This window comes from Comamonas serinivorans (assembly GCF_002158865.1).
GTDB classification, from domain to species: Bacteria; Pseudomonadota; Gammaproteobacteria; order Burkholderiales; family Burkholderiaceae_C; genus Comamonas_E; species Comamonas_E serinivorans.
Genome location: NZ_CP021455.1, coordinates 555,692 through 568,903, shown reverse-complemented (window position 1 = coordinate 568,903; position 13,212 = coordinate 555,692). Strand labels below are relative to the sequence as shown.

Sequence of the window (13,212 nt, the reverse complement as noted above, 5' to 3'; positions counted from 1 at the left end):
GCCGATCAGGCGAAGTTCTTCTTGAACGACTCGATGGCGCTGGTCAATTCCGCTTCGGAGTCCTTGCTCAATGCGCGTTCGCTTTCGAGCTTGGACACCAGAGCGGCGTGCTTGTCCTTCAGGTAGGCATGCAGACCCGCTTCGAACGGCAGCACCTGCTTGACGTCCAGCGAATCCATGTAACCCTTGTTGGCGGCAAACAGGCTGGCCCCCATCAGGCTGATGGGCAGCGGGTTGTACTGGGCCTGCTTGAGCAGTTCAGTCACGCGGGCACCGCGGTCAAGCTGCTTGCGCGTCGCTTCATCGAGGTCCGAAGCGAACTGCGCGAACGCAGCCAGCTCGCGGTACTGTGCCAAGTCGGTACGGATACCACCCGACAGGCCCTTGATCAGCTTGGTCTGAGCCGACGACCCCACGCGCGACACCGAGATACCGGCGTTGATGGCGGGACGAATGCCGGCGTTGAACAGGTTGGTTTCGAGGAAGATCTGACCGTCGGTGATCGAAATCACGTTCGTGGGCACGAAAGCCGACACGTCACCAGCCTGCGTTTCAATGATGGGCAGCGCGGTCAGCGAACCGGTCTTGCCCTTGACTTCACCCTTGGTGAAGGCTTCGACGTAGTCGGCATTCACGCGGGCTGCACGCTCGAGCAAGCGCGAGTGCAGGTAGAACACATCGCCGGGGTAGGCTTCACGGCCTGGCGGGCGACGCAGCAGCAGCGACACTTGGCGATAGGCCACCGCTTGCTTGGACAGATCGTCGTACACGATCAGGGCATCTTGACCGCGATCGCGGAAGTACTCACCCATGGTGCAGCCGGCGTAGGCCGACACATATTGCATGGCAGCCGATTCGGCAGCCGAAGCGGCCACGACGATGGTGTACGCCATGGCGCCGGCCTTTTCCAGGGCACGGACCACGTTCTTGATCGACGAGGCCTTCTGACCGATGGCCACGTACACGCAGATCATGTCCTGGCCCTTTTGATTGATGATGGCATCAATTGCAACGGCCGTCTTACCGGTCTGGCGGTCACCAATGATCAATTCACGCTGACCACGACCCACCGGCACCATGGCGTCGATGGACTTCAGGCCGGTCTGAACCGGTTGGTCCACAGACTGACGGGCGATCACGCCAGGCGCGACCTTTTCAATCACGTCCGTCATCTTGGCATTGATCGGGCCCTTGCCATCAATCGGCTCACCCAGGGCGTTGACCACACGGCCAATCAGCTCGGGGCCGACGGGCACTTCCAGAATGCGGCCCGTGCACTTGACCGTGTCGCCTTCCTTGATGTGCTCGTAAGCACCCAGGATCACCGCGCCCACGGAGTCACGCTCCAGGTTCAGGGCGAGGCCGAACGTCGGTTGACCATCGGGCGTTGCCGGAAATTCCAGCATTTCACCCTGCATGGCGTCAGACAGACCATGGACGCGCACGATGCCGTCCGTGACGGACACCACGGCGCCTTGATTGCGAATGTCAGAGCTGGCACCCAAACCTTCAATGCGGCTTTTGATCAGCTCGGAAATTTCTGCGGGATTGAGTTGCATGACTCTTTCCAATTCTCTTAATTAGGACTCAGACCAAACGCACTCAGGCAGTCAGGGCCATCTTCATCTGCTCAAGCTGGGCCTGGATGGACGTGTCGTACACCTCATCCCCCACCACCACGCGGATGCCGCCAATCAGATCCGGCACAACGCCCACCTGCAAATTCAGGCGACGCTTGAACCGAGCTTCCAACATGGGCTTCAAATCGGCCAATGCGCTTGCTTCCAACGGGAAAGCACTTTCCACCATGGCATCGGCAACACCCAGTTGGTCATTGGAGAGTTCGCGATACTGCTGCGCGATCTCACCCAAAGCGGACAAGCGGTCGTTCTCGATGATGGTGCGCAAAAAGTTGGCACCGCGCTCCGGCAAAGCCTCGGGCAGCACGCTGGAGATCACTTGAAACACCTGCGCGCGATTGGCCTTGGGGTCCGACGCGAACTGGATGACCTCGCTGTTGGTGCCCACTTGAGCCAAGGCATCAAGCCAAGTTTGTGCAGTGCCAGCGCCAACTGCCTTGAACAAGGCCTCGGCGTAGGGACGGGCAATGGTGGCAAGTTCAGCCATGATGTCTAGATACCTCGCGCGTCTTGGTTAAAGCTCGGATTTCAAGCGGTTCAACAAATCGGCATGAACCGATGCGTTGACCTCTTTGCGCAAGATCTGCTCAGCGCCCTTGACCGCCAAGGCGGCCACTTGCTCACGCAAAGCTTCACGGGCCTGCACCAATTGGCTTTCGGCTTCCGCACGGGCAGCAGCAATGATCTTGCTGCCTTCCTCGTTGGCGCGAGCCTTGGCCTCTTCCACAATGCCCTGCGCACGACGCTCGGCTTCAGCCAAGCGGGTGGCCGCGTCGTTGCGCGACGAAGCCAGCTCTTGCTCGACGCGCTTGTTGGCCGATGCCAGTTCGGTCTTGGCCTTGTCAGCCGCAGCCAAACCGTCGGCGATTTTCTGAGCCCGCTCGTCCAAGGCCTTTGTGATCGGCGGCCACACGAACTTCATCGTGAACCACACCAGGATCGCAAAGACGACGGCCTGCAGGAACAGGGTCGCGTTGATATTCACGTTCCGACTCCTTTCATCCCCGAAAGGGTTCGTTCAATTACAGCGTGAAGGGGTTAGCAAACGCGAACAGCAGAGCAATGGCCACACCGATCAGGAATGCGGCGTCGATCAGACCAGCCAACACGAACATCTTGGTTTGCAGTTCGTTCATCAGCTCAGGCTGACGAGCCGACGACTCCAGGAATTTACCGCCCATGAGTGCAATACCGATCGAAGCGCCGATGGCACCCAGACCAACGATCAAACCACAAGCCAGAGCGACGAGGCCGAGAATGTTTTCCATGATGACTCCTTAGAAGAAAGATGAGAGGAAGGGAAAGAACAAAACTTAGTGCGAATCGTGGGCTTGTCCCACATAGATCAGCGTCAGCATCATGAAGATGAACGCTTGCAGCGTAATGATCAGAATGTGGAAGATGGCCCACACCGAACCAGCCACGACGTGCCCGAGACCGAGCCAGAAACCACCCGACAGCGGGTTGAAGTTCCAGGCCCACACACCACCCATCAGGGCGATGAGCATGAAGACGAGTTCACCGGCGAACATGTTGCCGAAGAGTCGCATGCCATGCGAGACCGTCTTCGCCACGAATTCGATCACCTGCATGAGGAAGTTGATGGGGTACAGCGCCACTTTGTCGCCAAACGGTGCAGCCACCAGTTCATGCGACCAACCGCCCACACCCTTGATCTTGATGTTGTAGACCAAGCAAACGATCAGCACGCTGACCGACAGGCCCAGCGTGGTTGACAGGTCAGCCGTCGGCACCACCCGCTGATAGGCGTGGTGATCGCCCACCGCCATCTGATAGGCCAGCGGCAGCAGGTCCACGGGCAGCAGGTCCATCGCGTTCATGAGAAAGATCCACACGAACACGGTCAACGCCAGTGGCGACACCAACTTGCGGCTCTTGGCGTTGTGGATCACGCCCTTGGCCTGGTTTTCGACCATTTCCGACAAGATCTCGACCGCCGCCTGGAAGCGCCCCGGCACGCCAGAGGTGGCCTTGCGTGCACCCGCCCACAGCAGGTAGCACCCGATGGCGCCCAGCAGCACAGACCAGAACACGGAGTCCAGGTTGAACACGCTGAAATCAACGATGCTCTTTTGCGTGACGCTCTCGAACGAGAAGTTCTTTTGCAGATGATGCAAGTGGTGCTGAATGTACTCACCAGCACTCGGCGCTTGACCAGCGGTTTCAACAGACATAAGCCACCATTTCTCTCAGTAATCTTTTGCCGACTTGGACGGTCGCATCTGCCACCACCACCCAAGCCATGCCGCTTTGACCGTCACCACGAATGCAATCAGCAGTGCCAGCCAGCTCAAATCCTTCACCACCCTCGGCGCAGCCAGGAGCAATGCAATCGTCAACACGATCTTGATGCCTTCCCACAGCATGAGTGCCGACAAGGCCGCCATCGCGTGGGCAGCTCGCTGCTGCTGACGCTTCAAGGCCCGCACAAACACCCACCCCGGCACCCACACGGCGCACGCGCCATACAGGGCAGACATCGCCACCGCAGGCCGATCCGAAAACCAGACCCAGGCCACCAGGACCACCAGCCCACCCAGGGCCAGCTGCCACAGCAACGGCAGCATCACCGACACCGGTCGCTGCCGCTGTCGCCAACTCGCTGCTTCTTCTGCCGTCAGGGGCTTGAACTCCGAGTCCTCATCCCCAGTTGACATGCCTACAGCTCCGTTGGATCACCGTGCGCCTTTCCATGAAAGCGCGCGGCGGGTCAGCGCGTCACTCACAACCTGTCACGACTGCAAAGCCCCTCATTATAGGATGGGACAGGCGTGCTTTTGTCGCGCGGCTGACGCAATTGCACCAAACCTACGCATTTCCCGGCTTGACAACGGCGTGTACGGTTGCAGCCCCAGGAGAGCACGCCAACCCGGCTGTCTCCTCCGCACCACAGCTTGCCTACAATCTCGACCATGACCCCTCATGCATACACGCGTGCGCAGGCACTGCCGGAAACCCTGACCCGTCGACTGGTGATCCTGGATGGCGCCATGGGCACCATGATTCAGCGTTTCAAGCTCGATGAAGATCAGTATCGGGGCATCGCATTGCCTGCGGATGACCCCTACGCCGGGCGTTTCCTGAACTGGCACAAGGACGTCAAGGGCAACAACGAGCTGCTCAGCCTCACGCGCCCCGACGTGATCCGCAGCATCCACGACAAGTACCTGGCAGCGGGCGCCGACCTCATCGAGACGAACACCTTCGGCGCCACGTCGGTGGCCCAGGCCGACTACGACATGGCCGAGCTGGCCCGCGAGATGAACCTGGCCTCGGCCCGGCTCGCCCGCCAGGCCTGCGACCACTACAGCACGCCCGATCACCCCCGCTATGTGGCCGGCGCGCTGGGCCCCACACCCAAGACGGCCAGCATCAGCCCCGATGTGAATGACCCAGGCGCACGCAACGTCACGTTCGACGCCCTGCGCGCGGCCTACCTCGAACAGGCCGTGGCGCTGATCGAAGGCGGCTCCGACGTGCTGCTGGTCGAGACCATTTTCGACACCCTCAACGCCAAGGCGGCCCTGTTCGCCGTTGAAGAAGCGTTCGAGCAGACCGGCGAGCGGCTGCCCCTGCTCATCAGCGGCACGGTGACCGATGCGTCCGGCCGCATCCTGAGCGGACAGACCGTGACAGCCTTCTGGCACAGCGTGCGCCATGCCAAACCCCTGGCCATCGGTCTCAACTGCGCCCTGGGCGCCGCCCTCATGCGGCCCTACATCCAAGAGCTGAATCGGGTCGCGCCGGACACCTTCATCAGCTGCTACCCGAACGCCGGCCTGCCCAACCCATGAGCGACACCGGCTTCGACGAAATGCCGGCCGACACCAGCAAGCTGCTGCACCAGTTCGCCCAAGAGGGGCTGGTCAACATCGTGGGGGGCTGCTGCGGCACCACGCCGGACCACATCGCCGCCATCGGCCAGGCCGTGGCGCCGCTGGCACCGCGCGGGGTCATCGCGGCGCGCTTCCCCCGCGAAGCGGACGCCCTCGCCTGATCGCAAACCGGGACAAAGTACCGCGCCAGCCACCCCTGCTTGTGCGGATTTACACGGGCTTTACCGGCGCGACACGCAGACCGGGCAGCATCTCTTCATCGCCAAACCACGTTGGAGAGAGATCGATGAACACCTGGATCAAAAACAGCCTGTTGGTGGCCCTGAGTGCCGCCCTGTTGGCGGGCACCGTGCAAGCCCAGCCCCGCCCTGCGGAGCGCAACCCCCACAGCCAGCACGACGCGCAGCGCGGGCCGTCGCAGTCCCACGGCGCGCCCGCCCATCGTCCGGCTGCGCCGCAGCAACGCCATGACGCCGGCCCGCGTGGCCCACAGGCCCATTTCGAGCGCCACGACTTCCGCAGCGGCCAGCGCCTGCCCAACGACTACCGCGGCCACCACTACGTGGTGGACAACTGGCGCGCCCATGGCCTGAAAGCGCCCCCGCGCGGCCAGCACTGGGTGCAGGTGGGCGGTGACTACCTGCTGGTCAGCATTGCGACCGGCGTCATCGCCTCGGTGCTGCTGGGCGGCCGCTGACCTGAACGGCGCCCGTTCAGACGCACAAAAGCCGCTGGCCTGCCAGCGGCTTTTTTTGTAGATCATGTCGATTCAAATGAGAGGTATGCAGTCAATCTCGTTGTTAGAACAACGAGAAGCCAACCATACCTCTTGAATCACAACAAATCCGGCAGTTCGATGTCCGTCAACCGCCAGGACAGCACCCCTTCTCGCGTCAGCATCAGGTTCACGTTGCGCCCCTTGGCCGGCAACTGCACCTGGAACTGGTCCCAGCCCACATAGCCCGCGGAGGGCCGCGGAGTGTCGGCGTCTCGCGTTGGTGCCGGCTCGGGCGCGCCCTGGTCAGCGCTCGGCCGGTCCAGGGGATTGACCATGCGCCCCGCGAGCAGGTCGGTCACCCCCTCGGGCGTGATCAAGGCCTGCAGGGCCGCGTCGGTGGCCCGGCTGGCCAGCAGGCCGCCCAGGTCGGCGATCACCCCGGACCGCGCCCCCTCGGGCAGGTGTCGGGTGACGCCCTCGGTCAACTGGCGCTTGAGGCTGGCGCGCACGCGGTCGAAATCCACATGCTTGGCCAAAGCCGCCGCGTCCCCGCGCTCCACCGCCTGCTTGATCTGATGAGCCGTGTAGTACGGCGCACCGCCCCAGACGCCCGCCGCGGCCAGCACGCCAGCCACCACCACGGTTTTGATTGTCATGTCCAGCTCCTGAGGACTTGGTTGAAAGGGTGCGTGATCCGCATCATAAAAAATGGAGTATGGCGCCCTCCCCGTTTCGTGGAAAACGGCAATGAACCCATACTCTGCATCACGGATGCCACAACGCCAGCGCCGACAACAGGGCCAGCGGTGCGGTTTCGGCGCGCAGCACGCGCGCGCCCAGGCGAATGGGCGCAAACCCATGGGCACGGGCCAGGGCATCTTCGTTCGGGGTGAGCCCGCCCTCAGGCCCGGACAGGCAGACCACGGGCGCCGTGTCCTGAAGGCCCGACCAGTCGGCCAGCGCCTGCGGTTGCGGCGCCAGAGACAGCACGGCTTTGTGCACCCCCGGCACGCGGCTCAGCGCATCGGGGCGCTGCAACAGCTCAGCCAGGCTGGCGGCCTCGTGAATGGGGGGCACCCGGTTGCGGCCACACTGCTCGCAAGCCGCCTGCGCGATGCCTTGCCAGTGCGCCAGCCGCTTGAGGGCGCGATCGCCCTTGAGCTTGAGCACGCTGCGCTCGGCCATCACCGGCGTGATGCTCGCCACACCCAGCTCGGTCGCTTTCTCGATCAGCCAGTCCATGCGCTCATTGGCCGTGAGCCCCACCCACAGGTGCACGGCGCGGCTCAACTCGCGCTCGACGGCCTCGTGCGCCAGCACCTGCACGTCCACGCTGGACTTGCCCATCGCCGTGATGCGGGCCGTCCACTGCCCGCCCTCGCCGTTGAACAAGGTGAGTTCATCGCCAGGCTGGTGGCGCAACACCTGCACATGGCGCGCGGCCCCATCGGGCAGGCGCAGCTCGACCCCGGCGCTCAGGGGGCTGGGGCAATGGATGCGTGGCATGGCTCGCCCTCCGTCACAGGCGACCAAACGACCAGCCCATGGCGGCCTCGGTGCCTTCGATCTGGTCAACCAGCTGCAGCAAGGGCTTGAGTTCGCGGTAGCGGCCCGCGGTATGGCGGATGTAGGCCAGGAAACGAGGCGTGTCGGCCAGGTACTTGGGCTTGCCATCGCGGATGGTGAGGCGTGCAAAGATGCCCGCCACCTTGAGGTGGCGCTGCAGCCCCATCCATTCGACGGCCCGGAAAAAGCGTCCGAAATCGCTGTGCCAGTCTTCGAAATCCATCAGGCCCAGCTTGCGCGCACGCTCCCAGTAGCGCACGGTCACGTCGATGACGAACTCCTCGTCCCAGCTGGCAAAGGCATCGCGCATCAGGCTGGCGATGTCGTAGGTGATGGGGCCATAGACGGCATCCTGAAAGTCCAGTACCGCCAGGCGGGGCTCGTCGGCGCGCAGCGGCAGCATCAGGTTGCGCGGCATGAAGTCGCGGTGCACGTAGACCTGCGGGGCCGCCAGATTCTGGGCCACCAGGGTGTCGAACACCTGCGCCAGCGTGCGCTGCTGCGCCTCGTCGAGGGTCACCTGCCGATGGCGGCCGATGTACCACTCCGGGAACAGCTGCAGTTCGCGCCGCAGCATGGCCTCGTCGTACGAAGGCAGCACACCGGGCCGCGACGCCTGCTGCATCTGCAACAGGCTGTCCAGGGCATTCTGGAACTGCGGCAGGTTGGCCGCCGGGTCCTCCAGGTTTGCCGCTTGCAGCAGCGTCTGCGTGCCCACGTCCGTCAGCAGCATGAAGCCTTGGGCTTCGTCCCAGGCGTGGATCGTCGGCACGTTCAGGCCGGCGTCGGCCAACAGGCGGGCAATGCGCACGAAGGGTTCGGAGTTCTCCCGGGCCGGCGGGGCATCCATGATGATGCGCGTGATCGCGCCATCGGTTTGCCCGCTGCAGTCGATGCGGAAATAGCGGCGAAAGCTGGCATCGGCCGACGCCACCCGCAGGCTGTCGGGCTTCAGGTCAAAGGACGCCGTCATGGCACGAAGCCAGACCTCGAACGCCTGCTGGCGCGCGGGATCGTCCCAGACGGGCTTGTCAATTGCTGCGGACACGTTGAAACACACCATGGTTGGTTGAGGGAGCGGCGCCGGTGGCCGCGCGTCATCACCCGGCATTGTCGCCTGCCGACCCCGCTGTTTGGTCCGCAACAAGCGCCCAGCCAACTGCCTGGCCCGCGCCACAACACCTCGTCACGCCTTGCCTGGAGCCCATCCCTGGGAACCCCGGACCCTCATGGATAATCCATGCCTTGGCTTGCCGCGGCCTGGCCGCCCACATGGGACGCCGGACGCCCCGTTGCCTCGTCACCCATGCGAACCTCCCTATGCCTTGACATGCGTGCCTCGCTCCCGCCACCTCGCCCCTCGTGTCTGACGCCAACGGCCCTGGCCTGCTGGCTGCTCTGCGTGTCAGGAGCGGTTTTCGCCCAGGCTGCGCCCGACAGCGCACAACCGGCCTTTGGCGGTCTGGGCCTGCGTGCCACGCCCAGCCTGCAGGAGCAGGTGCCCGAAGGCCAAAGCGCGCTCATCGTGACGGGCGACGAACTGACCAACCGCAGCGAATTTGAGATGGGCGTGCGCGGCAACGCCCAGCTGCGCCGCCCAGGGCTGAGCGTGCGTGCCAACGAGCTGCATTACGACCAGTTCAGCGACCAGGCCACCGCCACGGGCCAGGTGCACATCAACCAGCAGGGCAACGAGTTTTCGGGCGACCGCCTGCGCCTGCGCCTGAATGCCTCGCAGGGCGACTTCAGCAACGTCAACTACAAGCTGCTCGCCAATGGCGCCCACGGCGTGGCCAGCCAGGCCACGTTCCTGGACAGCGATCGCACCCTGATCGACAACGCCACCTACAGCACCTGCCCGATTCCGACCGACCCCAACGCGCCCCCGCCATGGGTGTTGACGGCCGATCACATCGAGCTGGACACCGAAGCCCAGGTGGGCCGCGCCTCGGGCGCCAAGCTGCAGTTCTACGGCCTGACCGTGCTGCCGCTGCCCAACATGAGCTTTCCGCTCTCCAGCAACCGCAAGTCCGGCTGGCTGCCCCCCACGTTCGGCCTGAACAACCGCAGCGGTTTCGAGCTGACCGCGCCGTACTACTTCAACATCGCGCCCAACCGCGATGCCATGCTGTTCCCCACCCTGCTGAGCAAGCGCGGCGTCAACCTCGGGGGCCAGTTCCGCTACCTGGAAGACAACTACCGCGGTTCGCTGACCGCCAGCGTGCTGCCCGGCGACCGCCTGGCCAACAACGACACGCGCTGGTCGTATGCGCTGCAGCACAGCCACGACATCCAGACCGGGATCGAGGCGGTCGGCAACCTGGGGCTGAACCTCAACCTCAACCGCGTCAGCGACGACCAATATTGGCGCGACTTTCCCCGTGAGAACAACTCGGCCGCACAGCGCGTGCTGACCCAGCGCCTGCTCAACAGCGAAGGCACACTGACCTGGAACCGCGGTGACTTCTCGCTGCTGGCCCGGGCCCAGAAATGGCAGACGCTGCAGGACGTGTCCGCGCCCATCGTGCCGCCCTACGACCGCCTGCCGCAGCTGGCCGGCCGCTGGGCCAAGTCCGACTTCGGTCCCGGCCTGCAGGCCTCGGTCGACGTGGACTACACCAAGTTCCGGGCCGACCGCGCCTACACCGGCCAGCCCAACGCCGAGCGATCGTTCGCGCGTTTCGAGATCAGCCGCCCCTGGGAGCAGCCGGGCTGGTTCATCACCCCCAAGATGCAGTACCACGCCAGCACCTACCGCTTCGATGCGCCCTTGGCCGATGGCCGCACCAGCTACTCGCGCAGCCTGCCCACCTTCAGCCTGGACGGCGGGCTGCGCTTTGAACGCGAAGCCAAGTTTGGCGGGCAGAACTACACGATGACGTTGGAGCCTCGGTCGTTCTACACCTATACCCCATACCGCGATCAAAGCCAGCTGCCCGTCTACGACACGGCCGCCTACGACTTCAACTTCGCCACCATCTACACCGAGAACGCGTTCGTGGGCAACGACCGCATCGCCGACAACCACTCGTTGACCACCGGCGTGACGTCGCGCCTGCTGGACGCCGAAACCGGCGCCGAGAAGCTGGCCGTGGGCATCGCCCAGCGCTACCGCTTCAAGGACCAGCGCGTGACCATGCCCGGCGTGGACGCCTACAGCGAACGCCTGTCGGACATCCTCGTGGGCGGCCGCGTCAGCTGGAACCCGCGCTGGTCGGTGGACTCCGTGGTCCAGTACAACCCCAAGCTCAACCGCTCCATCCGCAGCACCATTGGTGCGCGCTACTCGCCCAGCCCCTACCGCACCGTGAGCATGGCCTACCGCCTGCAGCGCGGCCAAAGCGAGCAGGTCGACGTGGGTTGGCAATGGCCCATCAACGACCTGTGGGGCGACAAGGGCGAAAACCTGGGCGCAGGGCGCGGACAAGGCAGCAACCGGTGGTACAGCGTCGGTCGTTTGAACTACAGTCTGCGCGACAGTCGCCTGGTGGATGCCGTGGTCGGCTTTGAATACGACGCCTGCTGCTGGATTGGCCGCGTGGTGTTCGAGCGCCTGCAGAGCACCACCGTCACCGCCACCAAGCGGGTGCTGTTCCAGATCGAATTCGTCGGTTTTGCACGTGTGGGCTCCAACCCCCTGCAGACCCTCAAGGACAACGTGCCGCGTTACCAGTACCTGCGCGAGACCGTCGAAACCCCAAGCCGTTTCAGCAACTATGAGTGATTCCCTACAACGCAAGCTGGTGCGGCATGCCGTCGCGCTGGCGGTGGCCGGCTTGGCCAGCCTGAGCGCCTCAGGCGCCCTGGCCCAATCGACGGGCAACCAGGCCAGCAAGCCGGCCCCGACCCAGGCCAAAGCCAAGACCGCCGCCAAACCCAAGGCCCAGGCGCGCAAGGCGCCGGCCCGCAAAGCCACCGGCGCCAGCACAGCGGACAAAGCCAAGGCCGCCGGCGCTGCAGCAGGTGCAGCCGCGGTGGCCGCGCCGGCAGCCAGCGCCACCGTCACGGGCACCAGCGGCGCCTCCGCAGCCCCCAGCGCCAAGCCACGGCAGGCCGACTACATCGTCGCCCTGGTGAACAGCGAACCCATCACCAACAACGAGCTGCGAGCCCGCATCGCGCGCGCGCAGCAGCAGCTGAGCCAGCGGAACGTGGCCATGCCGCCCGAAGACGTGCTGCGCAAGCAGGTGCTGGACCTGTTCATCTCCGAGCGTGCGCAGGTGCAGCTGGCCAAGGAAATGGGGCTGCAGGTGGATCAGCTGACGCTGGACCAGGCCGAGGCCTCGGTGGCGCAGCAGAACGACCTGCCCTCGACCCAGGCCCTGCACCGGGCGCTCCGGGCCGAAGGCATCTCGGTGCAGGATTTCCGCGCCGACCTGCAGCGCCAGATCCTGCTGCAGCGCCTGCGCGAACGCGCGGTCGAAGCCCGCGTCAAGGTCACGGACAACGACATCGACCGCTTCCTGCGCGAACAGGCCGTCCAGCAGGGCGTGCAATCCGTGCCCGAGGTCAACCTGGCCATGATCCTGATCCGCGTGCCCGAAAACAGCTCGCCCGCCGAGGTGGCCAAGCTGCGCGAGCGCGCCGACGAAGCCGACAAGCGCGCCAAGGCCGGCGAAGACTTCGCCAAGCTGGCGGCCGAGTATTCCCAAAGCACCAACCAGGGCCGCGATGGGGGCGAGCTGGGCCTGCGGCCCGTTGACAAATACCCCGCCCTCTTCGTCAGCGCCACCAGCCGGCTCGGCGTGGGCGGTGTGACCGATGTGGTGCGTTCGGACGCCGGCTTTCACATCCTCAAGGTGATCGAGCGCAAGAAGGGCGCCATGCCCACGGTGACCGTGCCCCAGACGCATGCGCGGCACATCCTGCTCAACGTCAGCTCGCCGTCGGACGAAGCCTCGGCGCTGGAGCGCCTGCGCGACATCAAGCGCCGCGTCGACGCCGGTCAGGCCGACTTCGCCGACATGGCGCGCCAGTACTCCAAAGACGGCAGCGCCAAGGACGGCGGCGACCTGGGCTGGGCCAACCCCGGCCAGTTCGTGCCCGAGTTCGAGCAGGTCATGAACGGCCTGGCCCAGGGCCAGGTCAGCGAGCCGCTGCGCTCGCGCTTTGGCCTGCACCTGATCCAGGTGCTCGAGCGCCGCGAACAGCCGCTGAGCGAGACCGACCAACGTGCCCTGGCGCGCAACATCCTGCGCGAGCGCAAGATGGCCGAGGAGTACGACGTCTGGGCCCAGGAGGTGCGAGGCCGCGCCTTCGTCGAGATGCGCGAAGCACCGCAGTAAGCGGTCATCCCCAGCCACGAACGCCACCGTTCCCGCCGACGGTGGCGTTTCGTTTTGCCGAACCCCGAAGAAAGCCCCCATGTCCACCCAGCGCCCTTCCAAACCGCCCGCCCGCGGACCCCGCGGCGCCTCGCACGGCGCGCCCT

12 protein-coding genes and 1 pseudogene are annotated in these 13,212 nt (G+C 64.8%); 4 read left to right on the top strand and 9 right to left on the bottom strand.

Features of this window, described 5'->3' with window-relative positions:
* Positions 1-5: 5 nt before the first annotated feature.
* Genes atpA through CCO03_RS02385 form a run of 6 tightly spaced genes read right to left on the bottom strand, consistent with a single transcriptional unit; the run spans position 6 to position 4,228 of the window.
* Positions 6-1,559, bottom strand: coding sequence for a F0F1 ATP synthase subunit alpha (atpA, locus tag CCO03_RS02410; RefSeq protein ID WP_087276783.1), 1,554 nt, complete (start codon positions 1,557-1,559; stop codon positions 6-8).
* A 43-nt stretch (positions 1,560-1,602) separates the two neighbouring features.
* Entirely contained in the window at positions 1,603-2,127 is a 525-nt protein-coding gene (locus tag CCO03_RS02405) for a F0F1 ATP synthase subunit delta (RefSeq protein WP_087276780.1), read from the bottom strand.
* 27 nt (positions 2,128-2,154) lie between these two features.
* Positions 2,155-2,625, bottom strand: coding sequence for a F0F1 ATP synthase subunit B (locus CCO03_RS02400; protein ID WP_087276777.1), 471 nt, complete (start codon positions 2,623-2,625; stop codon positions 2,155-2,157).
* A gap of 37 nt (positions 2,626-2,662) precedes the next feature.
* Entirely contained in the window at positions 2,663-2,908 is a 246-nt protein-coding gene (gene atpE, locus CCO03_RS02395; protein WP_087276774.1) for a F0F1 ATP synthase subunit C, read from the bottom strand.
* Positions 2,909-2,953: 45 nt separating this feature from the next.
* Positions 2,954-3,835 (bottom strand): F0F1 ATP synthase subunit A, encoded by an 882-nt coding sequence (gene atpB, locus CCO03_RS02390; protein ID WP_087276770.1) that lies wholly within the window; start codon positions 3,833-3,835, stop codon positions 2,954-2,956.
* Between the two features lie 15 nt (positions 3,836-3,850).
* Complete coding sequence (locus CCO03_RS02385) at positions 3,851-4,228, bottom strand: ATP synthase subunit I (protein WP_236904001.1); 378 nt, start codon at positions 4,226-4,228, stop codon at positions 3,851-3,853.
* 345 nt (positions 4,229-4,573) lie between these two features.
* Between CCO03_RS02385 and CCO03_RS02380 the strand changes: the two are divergent.
* Both CCO03_RS02380 and CCO03_RS02375 read left to right on the top strand, forming a co-directional pair.
* Positions 4,574-5,658 (top strand): annotated as a pseudogene (locus CCO03_RS02380) (homocysteine S-methyltransferase family protein).
* A gap of 125 nt (positions 5,659-5,783) precedes the next feature.
* Positions 5,784-6,194 (top strand): RcnB family protein, encoded by a 411-nt coding sequence (locus tag CCO03_RS02375; protein ID WP_087276763.1) that lies wholly within the window; start codon positions 5,784-5,786, stop codon positions 6,192-6,194.
* A 137-nt stretch (positions 6,195-6,331) separates the two neighbouring features.
* Here CCO03_RS02375 and CCO03_RS02370 read toward each other — a convergent pair whose 3' ends face one another.
* From CCO03_RS02370 to CCO03_RS02360, 3 genes are all read right to left on the bottom strand, one after another.
* Entirely contained in the window at positions 6,332-6,871 is a 540-nt protein-coding gene (locus CCO03_RS02370; protein WP_157667452.1) for a DUF2939 domain-containing protein, read from the bottom strand.
* 109 nt (positions 6,872-6,980) lie between these two features.
* On the bottom strand, positions 6,981-7,721 hold the full coding sequence (locus CCO03_RS02365) for a 16S rRNA (uracil(1498)-N(3))-methyltransferase (protein WP_087276757.1): 741 nt from the start codon (positions 7,719-7,721) through the stop codon (positions 6,981-6,983).
* Between the two features lie 13 nt (positions 7,722-7,734).
* Positions 7,735-8,844, bottom strand: coding sequence for an aminoglycoside phosphotransferase family protein (locus tag CCO03_RS02360; RefSeq protein WP_087276754.1), 1,110 nt, complete (start codon positions 8,842-8,844; stop codon positions 7,735-7,737).
* 267 nt (positions 8,845-9,111) lie between these two features.
* Between CCO03_RS02360 and CCO03_RS02355 the strand changes: the two genes are divergently transcribed.
* Positions 9,112-11,505: an LPS-assembly protein LptD gene (locus CCO03_RS02355; RefSeq protein ID WP_418236036.1), complete on the top strand. Its 2,394-nt coding sequence runs from the start codon at positions 9,112-9,114 to the stop codon at positions 11,503-11,505.
* Complete coding sequence (locus CCO03_RS02350; protein ID WP_087276750.1) at positions 11,498-13,066, top strand: peptidylprolyl isomerase; 1,569 nt, start codon at positions 11,498-11,500, stop codon at positions 13,064-13,066. Before CCO03_RS02355 ends, CCO03_RS02350 begins: the two co-directional genes overlap by 8 nt.
* The last annotated feature ends 146 nt before the right edge of the window (positions 13,067-13,212 follow it).

What these genes read in the sequence shown, in the direction of transcription:
- CCO03_RS02350 (WP_087276750.1), top strand. Translation starts at nt 11,498, where the DNA reads ATGAGTGATTCCCTACAACGCAAGCTGGTGCGGCATGCCGTCGCGCTG.
- atpA (WP_087276783.1), bottom strand. Translation starts at nt 1,559, where the DNA reads ATGCAACTCAATCCCGCAGAAATTTCCGAGCTGATCAAAAGCCGCATT.
- CCO03_RS02370 (WP_157667452.1), bottom strand. Translation starts at nt 6,871, where the DNA reads ATGACAATCAAAACCGTGGTGGTGGCTGGCGTGCTGGCCGCGGCGGGC.
- CCO03_RS02360 (WP_087276754.1), bottom strand. Translation starts at nt 8,844, where the DNA reads ATGGTGTGTTTCAACGTGTCCGCAGCAATTGACAAGCCCGTCTGGGAC.
- CCO03_RS02375 (WP_087276763.1), top strand. Translation starts at nt 5,784, where the DNA reads ATGAACACCTGGATCAAAAACAGCCTGTTGGTGGCCCTGAGTGCCGCC.
- atpE (WP_087276774.1), bottom strand. Translation starts at nt 2,908, where the DNA reads ATGGAAAACATTCTCGGCCTCGTCGCTCTGGCTTGTGGTTTGATCGTT.
- CCO03_RS02385 (WP_236904001.1), bottom strand. Translation starts at nt 4,228, where the DNA reads ATGCTGCCGTTGCTGTGGCAGCTGGCCCTGGGTGGGCTGGTGGTCCTG.
- CCO03_RS02365 (WP_087276757.1), bottom strand. Translation starts at nt 7,721, where the DNA reads ATGCCACGCATCCATTGCCCCAGCCCCCTGAGCGCCGGGGTCGAGCTG.
- atpB (WP_087276770.1), bottom strand. Translation starts at nt 3,835, where the DNA reads ATGTCTGTTGAAACCGCTGGTCAAGCGCCGAGTGCTGGTGAGTACATT.
- CCO03_RS02405 (WP_087276780.1), bottom strand. Translation starts at nt 2,127, where the DNA reads ATGGCTGAACTTGCCACCATTGCCCGTCCCTACGCCGAGGCCTTGTTC.
- CCO03_RS02355 (WP_418236036.1), top strand. Translation starts at nt 9,112, where the DNA reads ATGCGTGCCTCGCTCCCGCCACCTCGCCCCTCGTGTCTGACGCCAACG.